At 63.7% G+C, this 17461-nt stretch carries 15 protein-coding genes; 8 read left to right on the forward strand and 7 right to left on the reverse strand.

Going from position 1 to position 17461, the window contains the following annotated elements:
* Nucleotides 1–4: 4 nt before the first annotated feature.
* Both IG122_RS09720 and IG122_RS09725 read right to left on the reverse strand, forming a co-directional pair.
* Nucleotides 5–826 carry a GntR family transcriptional regulator gene (locus tag IG122_RS09720; RefSeq protein WP_193182954.1) on the reverse strand — a complete coding sequence of 274 codons (822 nt, stop codon included), beginning with the start codon at nt 824–826 and terminating at the stop codon, nt 5–7.
* Between the two features lie 256 nt (nt 827–1082).
* Nucleotides 1083–1796 (reverse strand): IclR family transcriptional regulator, encoded by a 714-nt coding sequence (locus tag IG122_RS09725; protein WP_193182955.1) that lies wholly within the window; start codon nt 1794–1796, stop codon nt 1083–1085.
* A gap of 71 nt (nt 1797–1867) precedes the next feature.
* Here IG122_RS09725 and IG122_RS09730 point away from each other — a divergent pair, with 71 nt between their 5' ends.
* Both IG122_RS09730 and IG122_RS09735 read left to right on the forward strand, forming a co-directional pair.
* On the forward strand, nt 1868–2809 hold the full coding sequence (locus IG122_RS09730) for a carbon-nitrogen hydrolase family protein (protein WP_193182956.1): 942 nt from the start codon (nt 1868–1870) through the stop codon (nt 2807–2809).
* Nucleotides 2806–3741 (forward strand): serine/threonine dehydratase, encoded by a 936-nt coding sequence (locus IG122_RS09735; protein ID WP_193182958.1) that lies wholly within the window; start codon nt 2806–2808, stop codon nt 3739–3741. The genes IG122_RS09730 and IG122_RS09735 overlap by 4 nt, the downstream gene beginning before the upstream one ends.
* Before the next feature lie 45 nt (nt 3742–3786).
* Here IG122_RS09735 and IG122_RS09740 read toward each other — a convergent pair whose 3' ends face one another.
* Nucleotides 3787–5325: a S53 family peptidase gene (locus IG122_RS09740; RefSeq protein ID WP_193182960.1), complete on the reverse strand. Its 1539-nt coding sequence runs from the start codon at nt 5323–5325 to the stop codon at nt 3787–3789.
* 166 nt (nt 5326–5491) lie between these two features.
* On the opposite strand from IG122_RS09740, the gene IG122_RS09745 reads away from it, so the two are divergent.
* The 3 genes from IG122_RS09745 to IG122_RS09755 all read left to right on the forward strand — a co-directional run bounded on the left by IG122_RS09745 (nt 5492) and on the right by IG122_RS09755 (nt 9046).
* Nucleotides 5492–6484, forward strand: coding sequence for a glycosyltransferase family 92 protein (locus tag IG122_RS09745; RefSeq protein WP_193182962.1), 993 nt, complete (start codon nt 5492–5494; stop codon nt 6482–6484).
* A gap of 178 nt (nt 6485–6662) precedes the next feature.
* A complete protein-coding gene (locus IG122_RS09750; protein WP_193182964.1) occupies nt 6663–7883 on the forward strand; it encodes an aminopeptidase P family protein in 1221 nt (406 codons plus the stop codon).
* Nucleotides 7880–9046: a M24 family metallopeptidase gene (locus IG122_RS09755; protein WP_193182966.1), complete on the forward strand. Its 1167-nt coding sequence runs from the start codon at nt 7880–7882 to the stop codon at nt 9044–9046. Before IG122_RS09750 ends, IG122_RS09755 begins: the two co-directional genes overlap by 4 nt.
* A gap of 14 nt (nt 9047–9060) precedes the next feature.
* Here IG122_RS09755 and IG122_RS09760 read toward each other — a convergent pair whose 3' ends face one another.
* Nucleotides 9061–9915 carry a class I SAM-dependent methyltransferase gene (locus tag IG122_RS09760; RefSeq protein WP_193182968.1) on the reverse strand — a complete coding sequence of 285 codons (855 nt, stop codon included), beginning with the start codon at nt 9913–9915 and terminating at the stop codon, nt 9061–9063.
* Nucleotides 9916–10481: 566 nt separating this feature from the next.
* Here IG122_RS09760 and IG122_RS09765 point away from each other — a divergent pair.
* A complete protein-coding gene (locus tag IG122_RS09765; RefSeq protein WP_193182970.1) occupies nt 10482–11750 on the forward strand; it encodes an MFS transporter in 1269 nt (422 codons plus the stop codon).
* Here IG122_RS09765 and IG122_RS09770 read toward each other — a convergent pair.
* Together IG122_RS09770 and IG122_RS24010 are read right to left on the reverse strand one after the other, a co-directional pair.
* Nucleotides 11747–12361, reverse strand: a complete 615-nt coding sequence (locus IG122_RS09770) for a LysE family translocator (protein ID WP_193182972.1) — start codon at nt 12359–12361, stop codon at nt 11747–11749. The genes IG122_RS09765 and IG122_RS09770 overlap by 4 nt on opposite strands.
* Nucleotides 12362–12621: 260 nt before the next feature.
* Nucleotides 12622–12768, reverse strand: a complete 147-nt coding sequence (locus IG122_RS24010; RefSeq protein WP_226893468.1) for a hypothetical protein — start codon at nt 12766–12768, stop codon at nt 12622–12624.
* Here IG122_RS24010 and IG122_RS09775 point away from each other — a divergent pair.
* Nucleotides 12740–13762, forward strand: coding sequence for a peptidase C39 family protein (locus IG122_RS09775; RefSeq protein ID WP_226893488.1), 1023 nt, complete (start codon nt 12740–12742; stop codon nt 13760–13762). The genes IG122_RS24010 and IG122_RS09775 overlap by 29 nt on opposite strands.
* Complete coding sequence (locus IG122_RS09780) at nt 13759–15222, forward strand: RimK family protein (RefSeq protein ID WP_193182974.1); 1464 nt, start codon at nt 13759–13761, stop codon at nt 15220–15222. Before IG122_RS09775 ends, IG122_RS09780 begins: the two co-directional genes overlap by 4 nt.
* A gap of 6 nt (nt 15223–15228) precedes the next feature.
* Here the strand turns inward: IG122_RS09780 and IG122_RS24445 are convergent, their stop codons facing one another.
* A complete protein-coding gene (locus IG122_RS24445; protein WP_193182976.1) occupies nt 15229–17373 on the reverse strand; it encodes a methyl-accepting chemotaxis protein in 2145 nt (714 codons plus the stop codon).
* Nucleotides 17374–17461 lie beyond the last annotated feature (88 nt).

Genomic DNA, 17461 nt, shown 5'->3' on the forward strand with positions numbered 1-17461 from the left:
TGGCTCAGTCTTTTGCGGTCGTTACCGCGTCCTGGCTGGGTGTCCAGGTATTGTGGGTCTCTCCCTGCACCCGCGAGAGCACCATGCGGTACTGGTACTGGTCGGGGCGGTAGAGCGCGGTGATGTACTCGACCGGGCGCCCGTCCCGGTCCTTCACGATGCGGTTGATCTTCAGCAAAGCCGATCCGGCGGAAATGCCGAGATGCCCGGCAACCCCCGGATCCGCGAGCGTGGCGGAAATCGCTTGGCTCGCCGCGTCGACCTGCACCCCGCTCCGCTCCAGAAGCGAGAGCAGCGGCTTGTTCGCGAGATCGGCAGCGTCGTAGCGACGGCCGATATCGGCCGGGACATAGGTGGTCAGGAAGGAGAAGGGCTTGCCCTCGACGCTGCGCATCCGGACGGAGCGCTGCACTTCCTGGCCGATCGGACAGGAGAGGGCTGCGGCCACCTCCTCGTTCGCCGGGACATAGCCGAAGGAGATCAGCTTCACCTTGGTCTCGAGCCCCATGGCGATCAGGTTCTCGAGCAGCCCGTCCATGGAGGACTGGAACGCCCGCGCCTTCGGCCGGTAGCGCACCCGGGTGCCGCGTCCGCGCTCGCGCACGACGAGGCCTTCGGCGGCCAGTTCGTCCAGCGCCCGCTTCGCCGTGATGCGCGAGACGTCGTAGGTCTCCGCGAGCTCCTGTTCACCCGGGATCAGCGCGTCGTACTCGTGCAGGCCGTCAGTGATCTGCTGGCGCAAAATAAGGAAAATCTGGTGATAGAGCGGCATGCGAAGCGCCCCGCTCACCCCCTCGATCCCCGCACTGACAACCCGGTCGGCCATGAAAACTCCTAAACGCTAATTGTTATATTGATATGCGTTTAGAAATTCGGGCAAGCGGAATCTTCAGCGCGAAACGGACCTGTCAGGTTTCGGAACGGCTCGTCGATTGAGATGCCGCCTCCGAGTTCGGCTGAACAAGGAAGCGGGCAAGTCAGCGGGCCGCGAGAAGAATTTCGGTGTCGCAGCGCCCCGGTTCGGGCCTCCGGTCCAGCGCGAACAAAAGCGGATTGGGGCTCGGGCCGGACGCTCGCCCCCCTTACCCCAGATTGTTCCTAAGCACCTCCGCGAGACCAGCAGGGTCCGCAACCTCGTCGCTTCGACCAGACACAGAGATCGCCCCGATCAGAGCTTCCCCGTCGCGCCACGGCACCGCAACGCAACGCAAGCCGGGAAGGAGCTCCTCATCGTCGAGCGCGTACCCGTCCCGCCTCACGTCCTCCAGCGCCTTGGCCAAAAGCGAAGGATCGACGATTGTCTGATTCGTCTGCCGGACGAGAGGAAGTTCCGGCTGCGAGTCGTCCTCCGCAAGCAGCACCTTTCCCACCGCCGTACAGTGAAGCGGACCGCGCCATCCGATCCTGCTCGCCATCGGCATCGCCTCGGGCCCGTCACGTTTCGCGACAAACGCAGCCGTATTGCCGTCCCGTACGGCGAGGTGCGCCGTCAAGCCGGTTGCGGCGACGATGCGGTCGAGGATGGGCTGAACCCGCTGCTGAAACATATCGACCGAGCGCGCTCTCACGCCAAGCTCGTGCAGCCGGAGCGTGAGGTGGTGACGTTTCCCATCCATGCCGGTGATCTTGCGGGCAGCGAGCGTTCGCAGCAGGCGATACACAGTGGGGCGCGGCAGGCCAGTCGTGCGGGCAATCTCCGAGACCGTCGCCGTGCCATGGACCGACAACATCTCTATGAGGTCGACGGCGTGATCGACGCTGCTGATCACGCCGCTCGTCGATTTCGGCTTTGCCAATTCGGGTTCCAATCTCTTATGATCATATATGATACAAAAATGTTCATTATTGATACATATTTCGGATCGCCATGACAAGAACTCAAGTCGCTATCGCCCAGACGGGCCCGGTTCTCTTCGACGTCGAGCGCTCTCTCGACAAGGTTGCGGACTGGACCGCGCGCGCCGCACGTCAGGGCGCAAAACTGGTGCTGTTCCCCGAGGCGATGGTCGCGGCCTATCCGAAAGGTGCGATGTTCGGTTCGTATTTCGGCGGGCGCACTCGGGAGGGGCGCGATCTCTACCGTCGCTACCTTGAGAGCGCATGCGAAATGCCCGGCTCCGTGACTGAGCGCCTGGCGCAGATCTCGGGCGATAACGGAATTGCGCTTGTCGTCGGAGTGATCGAACGGGACGGTGGGACGATATTCTGCACCGTGGCGCATTTCGACGAGACCGGGCGCTTTCTCGGCCGCCGGCGCAAGCTGATGCCCACGGGAGCCGAGCGGCTCGCCTGGGGATTCGGCGATCTATCCGATTTGCGGGCTTACGATACCGGCGCCGGCCGCATAGCATCGGTGATCTGCTGGGAGAACTACATGCCGCTCCTGCGGACGGCGACCTACGATCTGCACCCGCAGATCTATTGCGCGCCGACGCTGGATGAAAGGGAGTGCTGGACGGCCTCCATGCGGCATATCGCTATTGAGGGCCGCTGCTTTGTGCTGTCGGCATGCCAGGCTCTCCAGCGCCGTCAGGTGCCGGACGACGCGACGGATTACTTCGCGGATGCGGACCCGGACGCCTGGATCTGCCGCGGTCGCAGTTGCATTGTCGATCCATTCGGGAAATTCCTCGCCGAGCCGCTGGTCGATGCGGAAGGCTTGCTGACGGCCGAGCTCGACATGGACGAGATCGCCCGGGGAAAATTCGATTTCGACGTAACGGGTCATTACGCCCGGCCCGATCTGTTCCAGCTGAGACTCGACACGCGAAAGCAGCTGGCCGTTACGGGTATGGAGACCTCGGCATGATCGACCACTCCGCAATCGAAGTCGCTGCAAACCGTATTGCCTCGCATATCCGCCGCACTCCCGTGATCGAGCTCGAGCCCGGTGCATTGGGCATCGACGCGACGCTTGTCCTCAAGCTGGAGAGCCAGCAGATCTCCGGCTCTTTCAAGATCCGCGGCGCGACAAACGCGGTCCTGTCTTCCCCGGAGCTTGCCGCCGGCGGGCTGGTGGCGGCATCGGGAGGCAATCACGGGGTGGCGGTGGCAACCGTTGCCCGCCGCATGGGGCTACGGGCACGTATTTTCGTTCCATCCATAAGCTCGGAGGCCAAACGCACGCTTCTCCGGGATCTCGGTGCGGAGGTCATTGTCGCGGGCGACGTTTACGTCGAGTCCCGGTCGGCCGCACAAGCGGACGCGGAAGCCAGTGGCGGATTGATGGTGCATGCCTTCGAAGCCGAGGAGACCATAATCGGCCAGGGTTCGATCGGCATGGAACTCGACAAGCAGGCTCCGGATCTGGACGCCCTCGTCCTGTCGGTAGGTGGTGGCGGGCTTGCGGCGGGCCTGGCCGCCTGGTTCAACCGACGGATTCCGCTGATCTGTGCCGAGCCCGAACGCGCGCCGACACTTCATGCCGCCCTTGCGGCGGGAGCCCCTGTCGACGTCGAAACCGGCGGCATTGCGGCCGATGCTCTCGGATGCCGTCGTCTCGGCGATCTGGCGTTTGAAACCTTGGCTACCGCCGAAGTCGAAAGCCGGCTGGTCGAGGACGAGGATATCCAGCGGGCTCAACATGACCTGTGGCGAGAAGTCCGCCTCGCGGCAGAACCGGCCGCAGCTCTGCCGATTGCCTGTCTCCGTGCGATGCCGCCGGACCGGATTGCGAACCGCCGGATCGGAGTGCTCATCTGCGGCGCGAACATCGATCCGGCGCAATTGAGTGCCGGGTAGCGAGAGTGACGCGATCTGGTTTCGCCCACATCGTGAACATGCCTTTCATTCAGCGTCGACCAGCGCAGTGAACAGGTTCGGATTGCCGAAACTGCCGAGCCCGGTCGTCGCCGAATAGCCGCTTGTCGCGTCATATCCGGTATTCGTCCCGGCCGGCTTGTTGTTGCCGCTGGTGACCGGCTTCAGCAGTGAGGGGTTGCCATAGAGCAGCGGATTGAGAAAGCCGACCGGTGGCTTCTGCTTCTCCGCCCGTGCGGCATTCACCAGCGCGGTGAAACCGGCCCAGAGCGGGGCGACGGCGCTGGTGCCGCCGACCGGCGAGGGGTTGCCGTCGACGAAGACCCAGAAGCCGCTCTGCGGGTCCGCGTCGGCCGCGACGTCGGGCACGCCGCGTCCGGCCTGCCCGCTTTCGAGATTGACCGGCACAGACGCGTTCGCCTGGTAGGCGGGCAGCGGCCAGACCCGGGAAACGCCACCGCCGGTCCCGGCCGCGCCGCTGTTCCAGACCGTTTCGGAGGCGATCGCGCCACCGGACGTATCCAGCAGAGTGCCGCCGCAGCCGGTCGCCCAGGGACTGGAGGCGGGGAAGTTCACATGTACCCGCCCGTCGCGCACCCCGTCCGGAGCGAGCAGGTCGCCCGATGAAATAAAGACGCTGACACCGAGCCGGGCGGCGTCGGCGAGCGCCCGGTTCATCGCCTGCATCCCGGCCTGGCTCCAGCCCTCCTCCGCCCCGCCCCAGCTGATCGAGATCACCGAGGGCGCGTTCTGCTGGTCGTGCAGCGCGTCGAGCGTCGCGTCGACGAAGCTGCGCGCCGCGTTCGCGGCGAAATAGACGGCGAGCCGCGCGCCCGGTGCTGCGCCCGCGACCACCTGCATGTCGAGCGCGACCTCAACGCTCGCTCCGGCGCCACCGGCGAAGTCCTGACTCCCCCCGTCGACCGAGAGCGCAACGATCTCCGGCACCGGGACGCCCATGGCCCTTGCCGCCACGGCCATATCCGACTGCAGATAGCCGCCGCCGAATTCCAGGATCGCGACGGTCTGCCCCGCTGCGGATTGCTGCGGAAAGCCGTAGAGCGTGGCGATCCGGTTCGCAAGCATCGGCTTCGCCGCGCCGACATCGAGCACCGGCTGGAGATGCGAGCGCCCGACGGGAGCGGTCTCATGCCCGAGGATGGCCTCAAGCAGTTCGGCGAGACCCGCCGGACAATAGAGCGGGCCCCAGTATCCGCGATACCGTCCGCGTGGGTGATGGAAGTGGGCAAGCCGTATCCGGAACGCCGCCTCGTGCCGGTAAGCGGGGCCGGTAAGCTTGACGCGGAGCTTTGCGGGCTCGACAGCCGTCAGGGTGAAGCCATTCCGCCCGGCATAGGCCGCGATCCGCGAGATCGCATCGCGTGTCGCGCTCCGCCGCGTTGCCGCAAGCTCCACCCGTGTGACACGACCCGACGCGCCGGGCTCCGGATCTTTCAGTAGCAGGCTGATCTCGATCGGCTCGTTCGGATCCACATCGGCAATTCGGGTCGATCCTTCGAGAACCTTTCCAGTACTGTTCGGGAAATCGATGACGGCATCGGACATGGCTACGCTCCTTCCGGTCGCATGAGGTGCAACCGGTAGACGCGTGAGCGGTTCAATCCGGGAAGCGAAAGCGCGCGGGCGCCGGGCGCCGGAACTTGGCTATGGAGCCGTATGCCGGTTCTGCTATGAAAACCGGGTTCAGCGAACCGCGCCCAAGGGATGATCCGTGTACTATCTGACCGTCTGCGCGATTTTTCAGAACGAGGCCAGCTATCTCGCCGAATGGCTGACCCATTACGAGCTGCAGGGCGTCGAGCATTTTTATCTCTATGACGATTTGAGCGCCGACGATCCGGAGACTGTCCTGAAGCCCTGGCTGGATCGCGGCATGGTCACGTTGAACAGGGCCGCCCGGACCACGAACCGCCAGCGCGCCGCCTACGAGCACTGCATCCGGACCCATCGCGGAGAGACGTTCTGGATGGCGTTCGTCGATATCGACGAATTCGCCTTCGCCCGCAACCGTCCGGAGACGCTGGCCGAGATCATGACACGGTACGAACGCTTTCCGGGTCTCGGGATCAATTGGGTCTGTTACGGCTCCTCGGGTTTCGAGACACCGCCGGGACCGATGGTGACCACCAGCTATCAGCTCCGGGGCCGGCTGGACTTCCGGACCAGCGAGCCCGTGTTCCTGAAGGACGGACATCCACCGGGTCTCGTCGAAAGCTATTATCCCTACAACGCCCACATCAAAAGCATCGCGCGCCCGGACGCGATCGAGCGGATGCTCTCCCCGCACAGCTTCGCCTACCGCAATGGAGAGCCCGCGGTCAGCCCCAGCGGCGCGCCCATCGCCGGCACCAGGCTCGACGCCTTCAGCCAGCGGGTCGAAGTGAACGTGCTGAGGGTCAATCATTACTGGTCGAAATCACGCTCCGAGTTCCTGGCAAAGGCTGCTCGACGGCATGCGGACAAGGACGAGCATTACGGCGAACACATCGCGTTCGTTCGCGAGGCGGGCATGAACTTCGAACATGACCCCTCGATCCTGGTGCACAGCGAAGCGATCGCCGAACGCCTGGGCCTCCCCTTCGCACCAGGCACCGAGGCGGAATGGCGGGAACGGGAGGCCTTCCAGCAGGCCCGCGACCTCAATGCCGAGGCGCTGGCACACCGCGAAATGCTGAAGGCGGCGGGGCGGTTTCATCGGGATTGACCGGAGCCGAAATCCGGTTTTAACCTCGCCTCGGCATGCGCGGCGATGGCGTCGCCGGTGACTTGGTTCAGGCATGCGTCTCCGCCACTTCTCATGACGGCGGGGTGATCCAACATCCTGTACGCCCGGATGGATTATCCGGGCGCTCCATGCGTCCGGTTCGGATATGGAGGTCAGGATGACGCCGATCGGCGAACGCCCCACGCATTTCACCCGCCGCAACGGCGAGAAAGCCCCTCTGCCTTTTTCCGCGGGCGAATACGCCCGCCGGCTGAGTGGCATTCGCGGGATCATGGACGGTCTCGCGCTGGAGGCCGTGCTGTTCACCTCGATGCACAACATCGCCTACTATTCGGGCTTCCTCTATTGCAGCTTCGGCCGCCCGTTCGGCTGCGTGGTGACACAGGATGCGTGCACCACCGTCTCCGCAAACATAGACGGCGGACAACCCTGGCGCCGCAGCCTCGAGGACAATGTCATCTATACCGACTGGCAACGGAACAATTACTGGCGCGCCGTGAAGGACCTGATCGGCAAGGCGACGCGGGTGGGGATCGAGGGCGATCACCTGACCCTTCAGGCGCACGACGCACTGGAGGAAATTGCCGGCGTCACCGAGATCGTCGACATCGCCCCCGAGGCGATGCGCCAGCGCATGGTCAAGTCGCCGGAAGAGATCGCCCTCATCCGGGAGGGTGCGCGCATCGCCGATATCGGCGGTGCGGCGATCCGGGATGCGATCAGACCGGGCGCGCGGGAGATCGACGTCGCGATGGCGGGCCGCGACGCCATGGAACTGGCCATCGCGGAAGCCTTTCCGGACAGCGAGATGCGCGATACGTGGGTCTGGTTCCAGTCGGGTCTCAATACCGACGGCGCTCACAACCCCGTCACCATGCGGAAACTCGACGCCGGCGACCTGCTCAGTCTCAACACCTTCCCGATGATCTCCGGTTACTACACGGCGCTAGAGCGTACCCTCACCCTCGGCGAACCGGACAGGGCAACCCTGAAGCTATGGGAAGCGAACGTGGCGGCGCACGAGCTCGGCATCTCGCTGATCAAACCGGGCGCGCGCTGCAGCGAGATCTGCGCCGGCATCAACCGCTTCTTCCACGAGGAAGGGCTGCTCGACTACCGATCCTTCGGCTACGGCCACTCCTTCGGCATTCTCTCGCACTATTACGGCCGAGAGGCCGGGCTGGAGCTGCGCGAGGACATCGATACCGTGCTGGAGCCGGGCATGGTGGTCTCCATGGAGCCGATGCTCTGGGTGCCCGAGGGCACGCCCGGTGCGGGCGGTTACCGCGAGCACGATATCCTGGTCATCGGGAAGGACCACGCCGAGAACATCACCGGCTTCCCGTATGGCCCGGCGCACAATATCGTGCCGGCATGAGCGCCAGGACACTTGCCTTCGAAGAGACGGAATACCGGGCACGGATCGCCCGTGCCCGTGCGCGGCTGGCGGAGCGGGACCTCGACGCCCTGCTCTGCTTCGGTCAGGAGACCCACTATTACCTGACCGGCTATGACGGCGGCGGCTACGTCTTCTTCCAGTGCCTGGTGCTGACGACGGAAGAACGTCCCCTGACGCTGCTCTGCCGCCGGCCAGACGTCTCCCAGGCCCGGGACACCTCGCTCGTCGACGAAATCCATGTCTGGCTCAACGCGGAAGACGCGGACCCGGCAGGACAGCTTCGCGACATTCTCGCCGGCCTCGGCCTTGCCGGCACCCTTATCGGGATCGAGCTCGAGACCTACGGGCTGACCGGCAAGAACCATGCGGCGGTACAGCAGGCCATGGACGGCTTCTGCACCCTCACCGACGCGAGCGACGTGGTCTCGGGGCTCCGGCTGATCAAGTCCGAGGCGGAGATCGCCTATCTGCGAAAGGCCGCGACACTGGCCGACGACGCGTACGACGCCGCCCTCGCGGTCGCCCGCGCCGGGGTGATCGATGCGGAAGTGACCGCCGCCATCATGACCACGACCCTGCGCGGCGGCGGCGATGTCTCGCCGGCGGGGCCGCTGGTGAATTCAGGTTCTCGGGCGATCTACGGACGCGGTGTCGGCGGTCCGCGTCCGCTCGACGACCAGGATCTCCTGATCCTCGAATATGCCGGGACCTACAGGCGCTACAATTGCTGCATCGAGCGCAGTATCTCCATCGGGGGGCCGACAGAGCCGCAACGAAATCTGCATGCGCTGGTGCGCGACACTCTTCTGGAGATGCAGGAGGCTTTCCGGCCCGGCGCGGCGCTCGGTTCCGTCGACGAAATCCACCGCGCCCGGCTCGACGCCGCAGGGCATGCAGAACATCGGTTCGCCGCCTGCGGTTATTCGCTCGGCGCGACCTACCGGCCGTCCTGGATGGACGTTCCGCCGATGATCTATGCGGGCAACCCGCTGGAACTGCGGCCGGGAATGGTCTTCTTTCCCCATGTCATGGTCGGCGATCCGGAAACGCGCCTCGCCATGGGGCTGGGCAATACCGTTCTCGTGACGTCATCAGGCTCCGAAGTGCTCACCCGGCATGGACTGGAATTGCCGGTGAGATAACCCGCGCAGCCCGGTCAGCGATGAGCGTAGAAGAGAATTGCGGGGCCATTGGGATGCTCCCTCTCGTCACCGTGGACCGTGACTTCATAGCCGAGGTCGGCGATAGCCCCGAGCAGGCTATCCCGCGTCATCCAGAAGCTTGTCGGGGCGGAACCTCCGCAGAACCCACTCCAGTTGATCGCATCGAGATAGTTCTGCTCGTACATTTCTATCTCCCGCCCCCGTACCGTCGAGCGGACCGGTTCCTCCGCGAACTTCGGAGAGAGCTCCTCGTTCGCCCGGATGATCTCGTCGTCGTAATAGTGCGTCCAGACTGCGAAAGAGGATGAAACGCGGGCAATCCCTTCAAGCAGCTCCAGCGGTTCCGTCATGTGATAGAGGACGCCGCTTGCCATCACAAAGTCGTACTCTTCCTCGCAGGTTTTCAGGTACGGCCTGAAATCGCCGCAATGAAACCGCGCGTCGAAGCCGAGTATCTCTTTGACGACCAAGCATTTCAGAAAGGCGCGCTGGTTCGATTCGATCGAGGTGATACTCGCGGCCCCGCCGCGCGCAAACATATAGGTGTGCCCGCCTTCGAGTGGGCCGAGTTCAAGAATGCGCTTGCCGGAAAAACCGCCGCACTGCTCCGCGATCCAATCCACCCGGTGATCCTGGAACAGCGCGGCAGTGCCGAAACCGTATCCCGGAATATAGGACGACCAGGCGCCTTCAAATATGCGAAGAGCCGTCGCGTCCCCGGGCGGCTCTGTTGTGTAGACATCAAGCGCCGAGGTCAGCCGCTCGGGTTCCGCAGCCCCCTCATCCGCGTCGGCAGCTTCGCTTTTCCCCAACCCGAACCAGTTGAGCACGTCCCATTTCGCAAACATCGAGCCAATTGTCCAAAAACCCGGTTCCCAGCATTTATTCACACAATTACCCATAGGCAGGAAGTGCCAATTCAGAACCAAATTCGTAAAAATAGAAAACGCTCCCGATCGAAGTCCCGGGAGTAAACACACGGAGAAAAATCGAAGTCTCCGCCCCCTTCGGTAAGGAATAGGATTTAAAAACGCACGTCTCGCTCAAACCAAGACATTACAAATAACTTACAGATAAAAATCTCTAAAATTGCAAACACACTCGAATACCTGTCAGCACAGTATGGTTCCGGGTTTTTCGAAATTGCGCGCGGAGGAGAAGAGGCGCTGACGACATATCTTTCGGAAGTTCCAACCTGTTAGCGCTCACCGTCAGGTATGGCCGGGGATGGCGTTTTTTCCCCATGTCATGGTAGGTGATGCGATAAAGTGCCTCGCCGAGTGACCGGGAAATATGGTCCCGGTTGCTCGTCAGTCCGCGAAGCGCTCGGCTGGCACAGGCTGGAATTGCCGGCAAGATAGAAGACCCAGGCGGCCTGGAGCCCTGTTGGGCCGCTCTCGTTAAAGGGGCCTCCATGGCATCGATTATTCCCCTCATCCCGCTGCTGCTCAGCATCGCCATCCTGCTCATGGGCAACGGCCTGCAGGGCACGCTCCTGCCAGTACGCGCGGGCATGGAATCTTTTGGCTCCATGGAAATCGGCATTCTGGGGTCCGCCTATTTCCTCGGCTTCATGGCAGGGTGTCTCTACGGTCCCAGGGTCATCCGCGTGGTCGGCCACATCCGGACCTTCACCGGAATGGTCGCCGTGGCGTCCACGGTGGTCCTGATACACGCGCTCGTTCTCGAGCCGGTCATATGGTGGGCCCTGCGGGCGATGACGGGATTCTGCTTCGCCGTTCTTTACATGGTGATCGAGAGCTGGCTGAACGAGAAGTCGAGCAACGAGAACCGGGGCCTCGTGTTCTCGGTCTATACGATCATCAACCTGACCGTCATTACCGTCGGGCAGATCCTGCTGATGACGGCCGATCCCGCGAGTTTCCCGCTCTTCGCGCTCGCATCGATCCTGGTTTCGGTCGCTGCCGTTCCGGTCGCCCTGACCCGCATAGACCAGCCGGCGCCGCTCGAAGTCGTGCAGCTCCGGCTCGGACGGCTGTTCCGGATCTCGCCTGTCGGCGTGGTCGGGTGCGTCGCCGTCGGGCTTGCGAACGGCGCCTTCTGGTCGCTCGCGCCCGTCTATGCCCTGACCACCGCCAATTCCTCTGACGTCTCGACGGTTGCCTGGTTCATGAGCATCGTGGTGATCGCCGGCGCGATCGGGCAGTGGCCCCTCGGACGGCTCTCCGACCGCATCGACCGTCGGCTGGTCATCATCGGCGCCTGTCTCGGCTCAGCCGCGGCGGGCCTCGGCATGGTGCTGCTCGCCGAGCATGTCCCATACGGGGTCTTCATCTTCGGCTTCATCTTCGGAATCTTCGCATTTCCGATCTATGCGCTCAGCGTCGCGCATCTGAACGATTTCATCACCGATCCGAACGACTATGTCGAGGCGGCGAGCGGGCTGCTGCTGGTTTTCGCCCTCGGCGCCGTCGCGGGCCCCACCATTGCTTCGGCCATCATCGATCTGGTGGGGATCCGCTATCTGTTCGCCTATACCGCGGCGATTCATATCGCTGCCGCGGCCTTCTGCGCCTACCGGATGCGGGTGCGGGCACCGGCGCCGGCCGAAGATCAGATTCCTTTCGCCGACGCCGTCCGGATGGCGCAGACGACCGCCGCCGTGGACCCGACCAGTCCGGACGAGCTGACACCATCGGACGACACGAAGGACGCCGCCTAGTCCCGAAGCGCAATGGCGAGCGCCGCACCGCCCATTGCCGTCGCGCTGGTCCGGTTCGCGATGCGGACGGCGCGCGGGCTGCGCATCAGGTTCCGGGCCCCGGCGGCCAGTACGACATAGGACAGGTCGATCGCGGCAAGGACGACCAGCAGCGTCACGGAAATGCTCATCCAGTCGGCGAAGCTGACATTGCCGAGATCGATCAGGGTCGGCAGCAGAGCAAGATAGAACACCATGATTTTCGGGTTGCCGAGCGTCACCGCCATGCCGGACAGGAACATCTTCAGGCCGCTACGCGGCTCCGGAAGCGCCGCGCCGGAGGTCTCGGCGGGCGCCGTCCACATCTTCCAGGCCAGCCAGGCGAGATAACCGACACCGAGCCACTTGATGGCGACGAACGCGGCATGAAAGGTCTCGGCGACGGCGACCAGTCCGACGATCGCCATGGTCAGCCAGATCAGCTCGCCCAGCCACATCGCCATAAGGAAGGGCAGGACCGCGCGCCAGCCGCGCGCGAGGACCTGGGCCACGAGCGCGGCGAGACTCGGCCCGGGCGATCCGGCGGCAAGCGCGAGCGCAAGGGCGAAGACCAGCAGCGACGTTACATCCATGGGAAGCTCCTTCATGTTCCGACGCGCAGTCTGCCTTCAAAAAGGGGCCTTCTTCAAGCGCACCGCGATAGGGGAAGCGGCAAGAAAATCGATGGCCGATTTTCGCAACTCGGATATCTTTGCGAAGTCAGTAATCGTATATAATCGCCTGTAAATCGGGAACCGGAGTGCAACGGTTCCGTCAGGCCGAACGCAGTTCGGGCGCCGGTCTGGAAGTGAATTGCAGAACCTGCGGAAAGTACGACGATTTCAAATCTCAATCAGCGGACACAACCTGCGCTGGCCGCCCCCTCGAGCGAGGCACGGATCCGTGCCGCCTCGCTCTCTGACATCGATGCCCTCACCGAGATCGAGACGGCCTGTTTCGAGAGCGACCGGCTGAGCCGCCGCAGCTTCCGGGACTTCATCCGTCACGGTCACAGCGCGTTGCTGGTCGCGGAGACGGACGATGGGCTCGTTGGCTACATCCTGGTCCTCTTCCGCCGCGGGACGGCCCTCGCCCGGCTCTATTCGATCGCCGTCCTGCCGATGGCACGCGGCAGCGGTACGGCGGCCGCATTGCTTGCGGCCGGCGAGGACGTGGCGCGCAGCCATGAGTGCCTCTCCATGAGACTTGAGGTCCGTCCGGACAATGACTCGGCAATCGCACTCTACGAGCGTCTCGGATACCGCCAGTTCGGCAAATATCTCGACTATTACGAAGACCATTCGGACGCCTTGCGCTACGAGAAGCGACTTGTCCGGTCCGCCTTCTCGGCGACGACGCCGTCCTACTATTCCCAGACCTCCGACTTCACCTGCGGTCCGTCCTGCATGATGATGGCGCTGAAGGCATTCGATCCGGACTATGCGTTCAGCCGGGTGGAGGAATTCCGCCTCTGGCGCGAATCGACGACGGTCTTCATGCAATCGGGCCACGGGGGATGCGAACCCGTCGGCATGGCCGTCGCCCTGGCGCGCCACGGTCTGTCCGTCGAAGTCTTCCTCAGCGAGGAACCGCCGCTTTTCGTCGACAGCGTAAGACAGAAGGACCGCCGGGAGGCCCTGACCCTGATTCAGGAGGACTACCGTCGGGCCGCGGAGGAAATGCGGATCCCGATCCACATCACGCCTCTGGACAATGCCGACCTGAGCGCCGCTCTCGCCGACGGCGCCTTCGCCATCGTATTGGTAAGCCTTTACCAGATGGTCGGCAGCCGGACCCCGCATTGGGTTCTGGTCTATGGCGAGGAGAACGACCGCTTTCTGATCCACGATCCGTGGGTCGAAACCGACGCCCTGGAGACGGAAAGCGCCGCGGCGGCGCTGCCGGTGCCGAAAGAGGCGTTCGGCCGAATGGCGCGCTGGGGCCGCGGCAGGCTCAGAGCGGCGATCATCGTACGAAAGGATGAGAAACGGTGACGGACTGGCTGATTCTTACCGAGAGCCGCAAGGACATCGACCATACCGACACACCGCACAAGGTGCTGTCGGTCCGAGATTACCTGTCAGCGGCCGGGCTGTTCGACGGCCTCCGGCCCGTCGTCATCAATCTGGCGCGAAGCTACGCCTATCAAAGCGCGGGTTACTACGCCTCGCTGCTGGCCGAGGCGCGCGGCCACCGGGTGATCCCGACGGTCCAGACCATGCTGGAGCTGTCGCGCAAGGGACTCTACGCGTCGGCTCTGCCGGAACTGGAAGAGGCGCTGAACCGGGACCGCAACCGTAAGACAGAACCTGAGCAGGAAAGCTTCACCCTGCTTGTCGCCTTCGGCCGGCCGTCGGTAGCGGGCTACGAGAAGTTCGCCCGCCTGCTGTTCGACTGGTTCCGCTGCCCGATGATCGCGATCGAGGTCGATACCGGCGAATGGACCCGGATCAGGACCCTGAAACCGGTCTCGCCGAAAGGTCTCAGCACGGAAGACAGGGAATTCTTCACCCAGGCCATGGCTGCCCATTGCCGGCGCTCCTGGACGGGGCCGAAGTCGAAGACCCCTCTGCGCTGGAGCCTCGCGGTCCTGCACAATCCGAAAGAGGCGATGCCGCCGACCCAGATCAGTTCCCTGAAACGGCTGGCGTCGGTCGGCGCGAAGATGGGGATCGAGGTCGAACCGATCCAGCAGAAGGACTTGCCCCGCGTCGCCGAGTTCGACGCTCTCTTCATCCGCGAGACAACCTCGGTCAACGATCACACCTTCCGCTTCGCCCGCCGTGCCGAGCAGGAGGGCATGCCGGTGATCGACGACACGATGTCGATGATCCGTTGCACCAACAAGGTGTTCCTGAAGGAAATGATGGAAGGGGCGAAGCTGCCGATCCCGAAATCCATCGTCATGTCCTCCGTCGGCGGCCTCACGAAGGCGGCCGACACGATCGGGTTTCCGATGGTGGTGAAGATCCCGGACGGCTCCTTCAGCCGCGGCGTTCACAAGGTCAACGACCTGGACGCGCTGACCTCGCTCAGCACCGATCTGTTCCACAAGACAGACCTGTTGCTGGCGCAGGAATTCATGCCGACGGATTTCGACTGGCGGGTTGGCGTACTCGGCGGCAAACCGCTCTATGTCAGTCAGTACCTGATGGCCCGCAAGCACTGGCAAATCGTGCATCATAAGGCGGACGGGAAGTTCGACGAGGGCGGTTTCAAGACCATACCGGTCGAGCAGGCACCCGCCGAAGTGGTCGATATCGCGGTCAAGGCCGCCGCCAAGATGGGCGACGGCCTCTATGGGGTCGATCTGAAGCAGAATGCGGATGGGGTCTTCGTCATCGAGATCAACGACAACCCGAACCTGGACACCAACATCGAAGGCGCCGCACTCGGCGACGAACTCTGGCGCCGCCTGCTCGGCTGGTTCCTGGAACGGCTCGAGGCGAAGTAGACGACGTCAGGCGTTGCGCACCTCGTCGAGGAAGCGGCGCACGGTCTCGTTCAGCGAGTTGGACTGCTGCGCCACCTCACGAGCGGTCTGCAGCACCTGGCTCGCGGCGGTTCCGGTTTCCTGCGCCCCTTCGGTCATTGAGGAGATGTTCGCGGACACCATCTGGGTACCCTGCGCGGCCTCCTGAACGTTGCGGCTGATCTCCGAGGTCGCCGAGTTCTGTTCCTCCACCGCCGAGGCGATACCGGTCGCGATCTCGCTCACCCGTGCCACGGTCTCGGTGATGGTCCGGATTGCATTCACCGCGCTGGCGGTCTCCGACTGCATGGCGGCAATCTGCGTGGTGATTTCCTCCGTCGCCTTCGCGGTCTGGTTGGCGAGATTCTTCACCTCGCTCGCGACGACGGCGAAGCCCTTGCCTGCCTCGCCCGCCCGCGCGGCCTCGATCGTCGCGTTCAGGGCAAGGAGGTTGGTCTGTTCGGCGATGTCGTTGATGAGACCGACGATCTCGCCGACCTTCTGCGCCGCCTGATCGAGCCCAACCACGGATTCCCGCGTATGCTCGGCCTGCTCGGAGGCTTCCGCGCTGATCCGCGTGGACTCGCTCACCTGCTGGCCGATCTCGCGGATCGAAGAGGCAAGCTGCTCGGCCGCGGCCGCCACCATATCCACGTTCGAGGACGCCTCGCTCGACGCGGCGGCGACGGAATCCGCCTGGGACTGCGTGTTCTCAGCGATCCCCGCCATGGACTGCGCGGTTGAGTCGAGTTCCGTGGTCGCGCTGGCGACGCTGCGAAGCGCTTCGCTCACGGCCTTATCGAAGTTCTGGGTGATGTCCTCGATCTTCTTCGCCCGGGCCTCGCGGCGCTGCTGGGAGCGCTCCTGCTCCGCCTTCATCTCCTCGTTGCGGACCATGTTCTCGCGGAACACCTCGACGGCTCCAGCCATCTCGCCGATCTCGTCGCCACGCCCGGCACCGGGTATCTCGACCTCGAGATTGCCCTGGGAGAGCTCGTTCATCACCCCGGTCATCTGTACGACCGGCCGCAGCGCCTTGCGGGCCGTGATGTACCCGAAGCCCGCAAGGAGCACGAACAAGACGGCACCGACGATCGCGAGAATGTTCCGCATCTCGCGCACCGGACCGAGGATTTCGGCCTCGCTCATCTCACCGAGGACCGCCCATTTCACCCCCGAGAACTCGAGCGGTTTGTAGACGGTGTAGACCGGGGTTCCGAGATAGTTCGCGCCTTTGACGGTGCCTTCCTCGCCCGCGAGAGCGCGGCCCGCCGACTCGGTCTCCGCTTTGGCATTCAGTATGGCTTCCGCGCCGGAAACCCGGGAAGAGCTGCGCAGCAGGCCGTCGGCGCCGACCAGAATGGTCTCGCCGGTTTCGCCCATACCGGTGGTGTCGCGCATCAGCCGGTCGATCAGAGCGTCGGGAATGTGGAAAACCAGACTGCCCGCGAACTCGTCGCGGACAAAGATCGGCGTTGCGATAAAGGCCGTCGGCGCGCCGCCGCGCGGCTCGTAGGGATGGAAATCGGTCATCGTGACCCGGCCCGCTTCCGGGTTTTCCGCAATCCGCGCAACCGTCTGCGCCAACACGGTATCCTTCCATGGACCCTCGATCAGGTTGGTGGCGAAATCCTGATCCTTCAGCACGCTGTAGATAATGTTGCCTTCGTTATCGATCAGCATGACGTCGGCGTAGCCGCGATCCTCGGCCAGCTTGCGGAACCAGGGGTGGTTTTCGAGGTGATATTTCGTGTATCCGGAATCGTCCTCGGCCTTGTCGAGCAGCTGCTTGCTGCCGGGCGGGTTCGGATTGTCCTCGATATAGAGCTTCTGCAGCGTCTCTGTCGGATTGCCCTTGCGCGCGAACAGGCGGAACCCGAATTTGAAACCGTTCAGCGCCTTGTCCGTGCCGGTATTGGCGGCGACAATCTTAAGGTCGGCACGGATGGAATCCAGCAGCGTCCGGAGCGCGGCGACGCGTGCCACCGACATGGCCTCAAGTTGGGCCACCGCCCGCTCCTCCATTTGCCGCGCCGATTGGAAATAACTGAACGAAGCAACCACAAGGATCGAGAGCGCCGTCGCGATCCCGACAAGCGCTGGGATCTTGGTCGACAGATTGATGTTCTTCACGAAACCCCACCCGAAAAAATTATTATTGCCGATCCGGAATGCTTCCGACCGTATTAACTAAAACCTGATGAAATTCAAGTTTGGCTCA

It is taken from the genome of Nisaea sediminum, assembly GCF_014904705.1.
Taxonomy (GTDB): Bacteria; Pseudomonadota; Alphaproteobacteria; order Thalassobaculales; family Thalassobaculaceae; genus Nisaea; species Nisaea sediminum.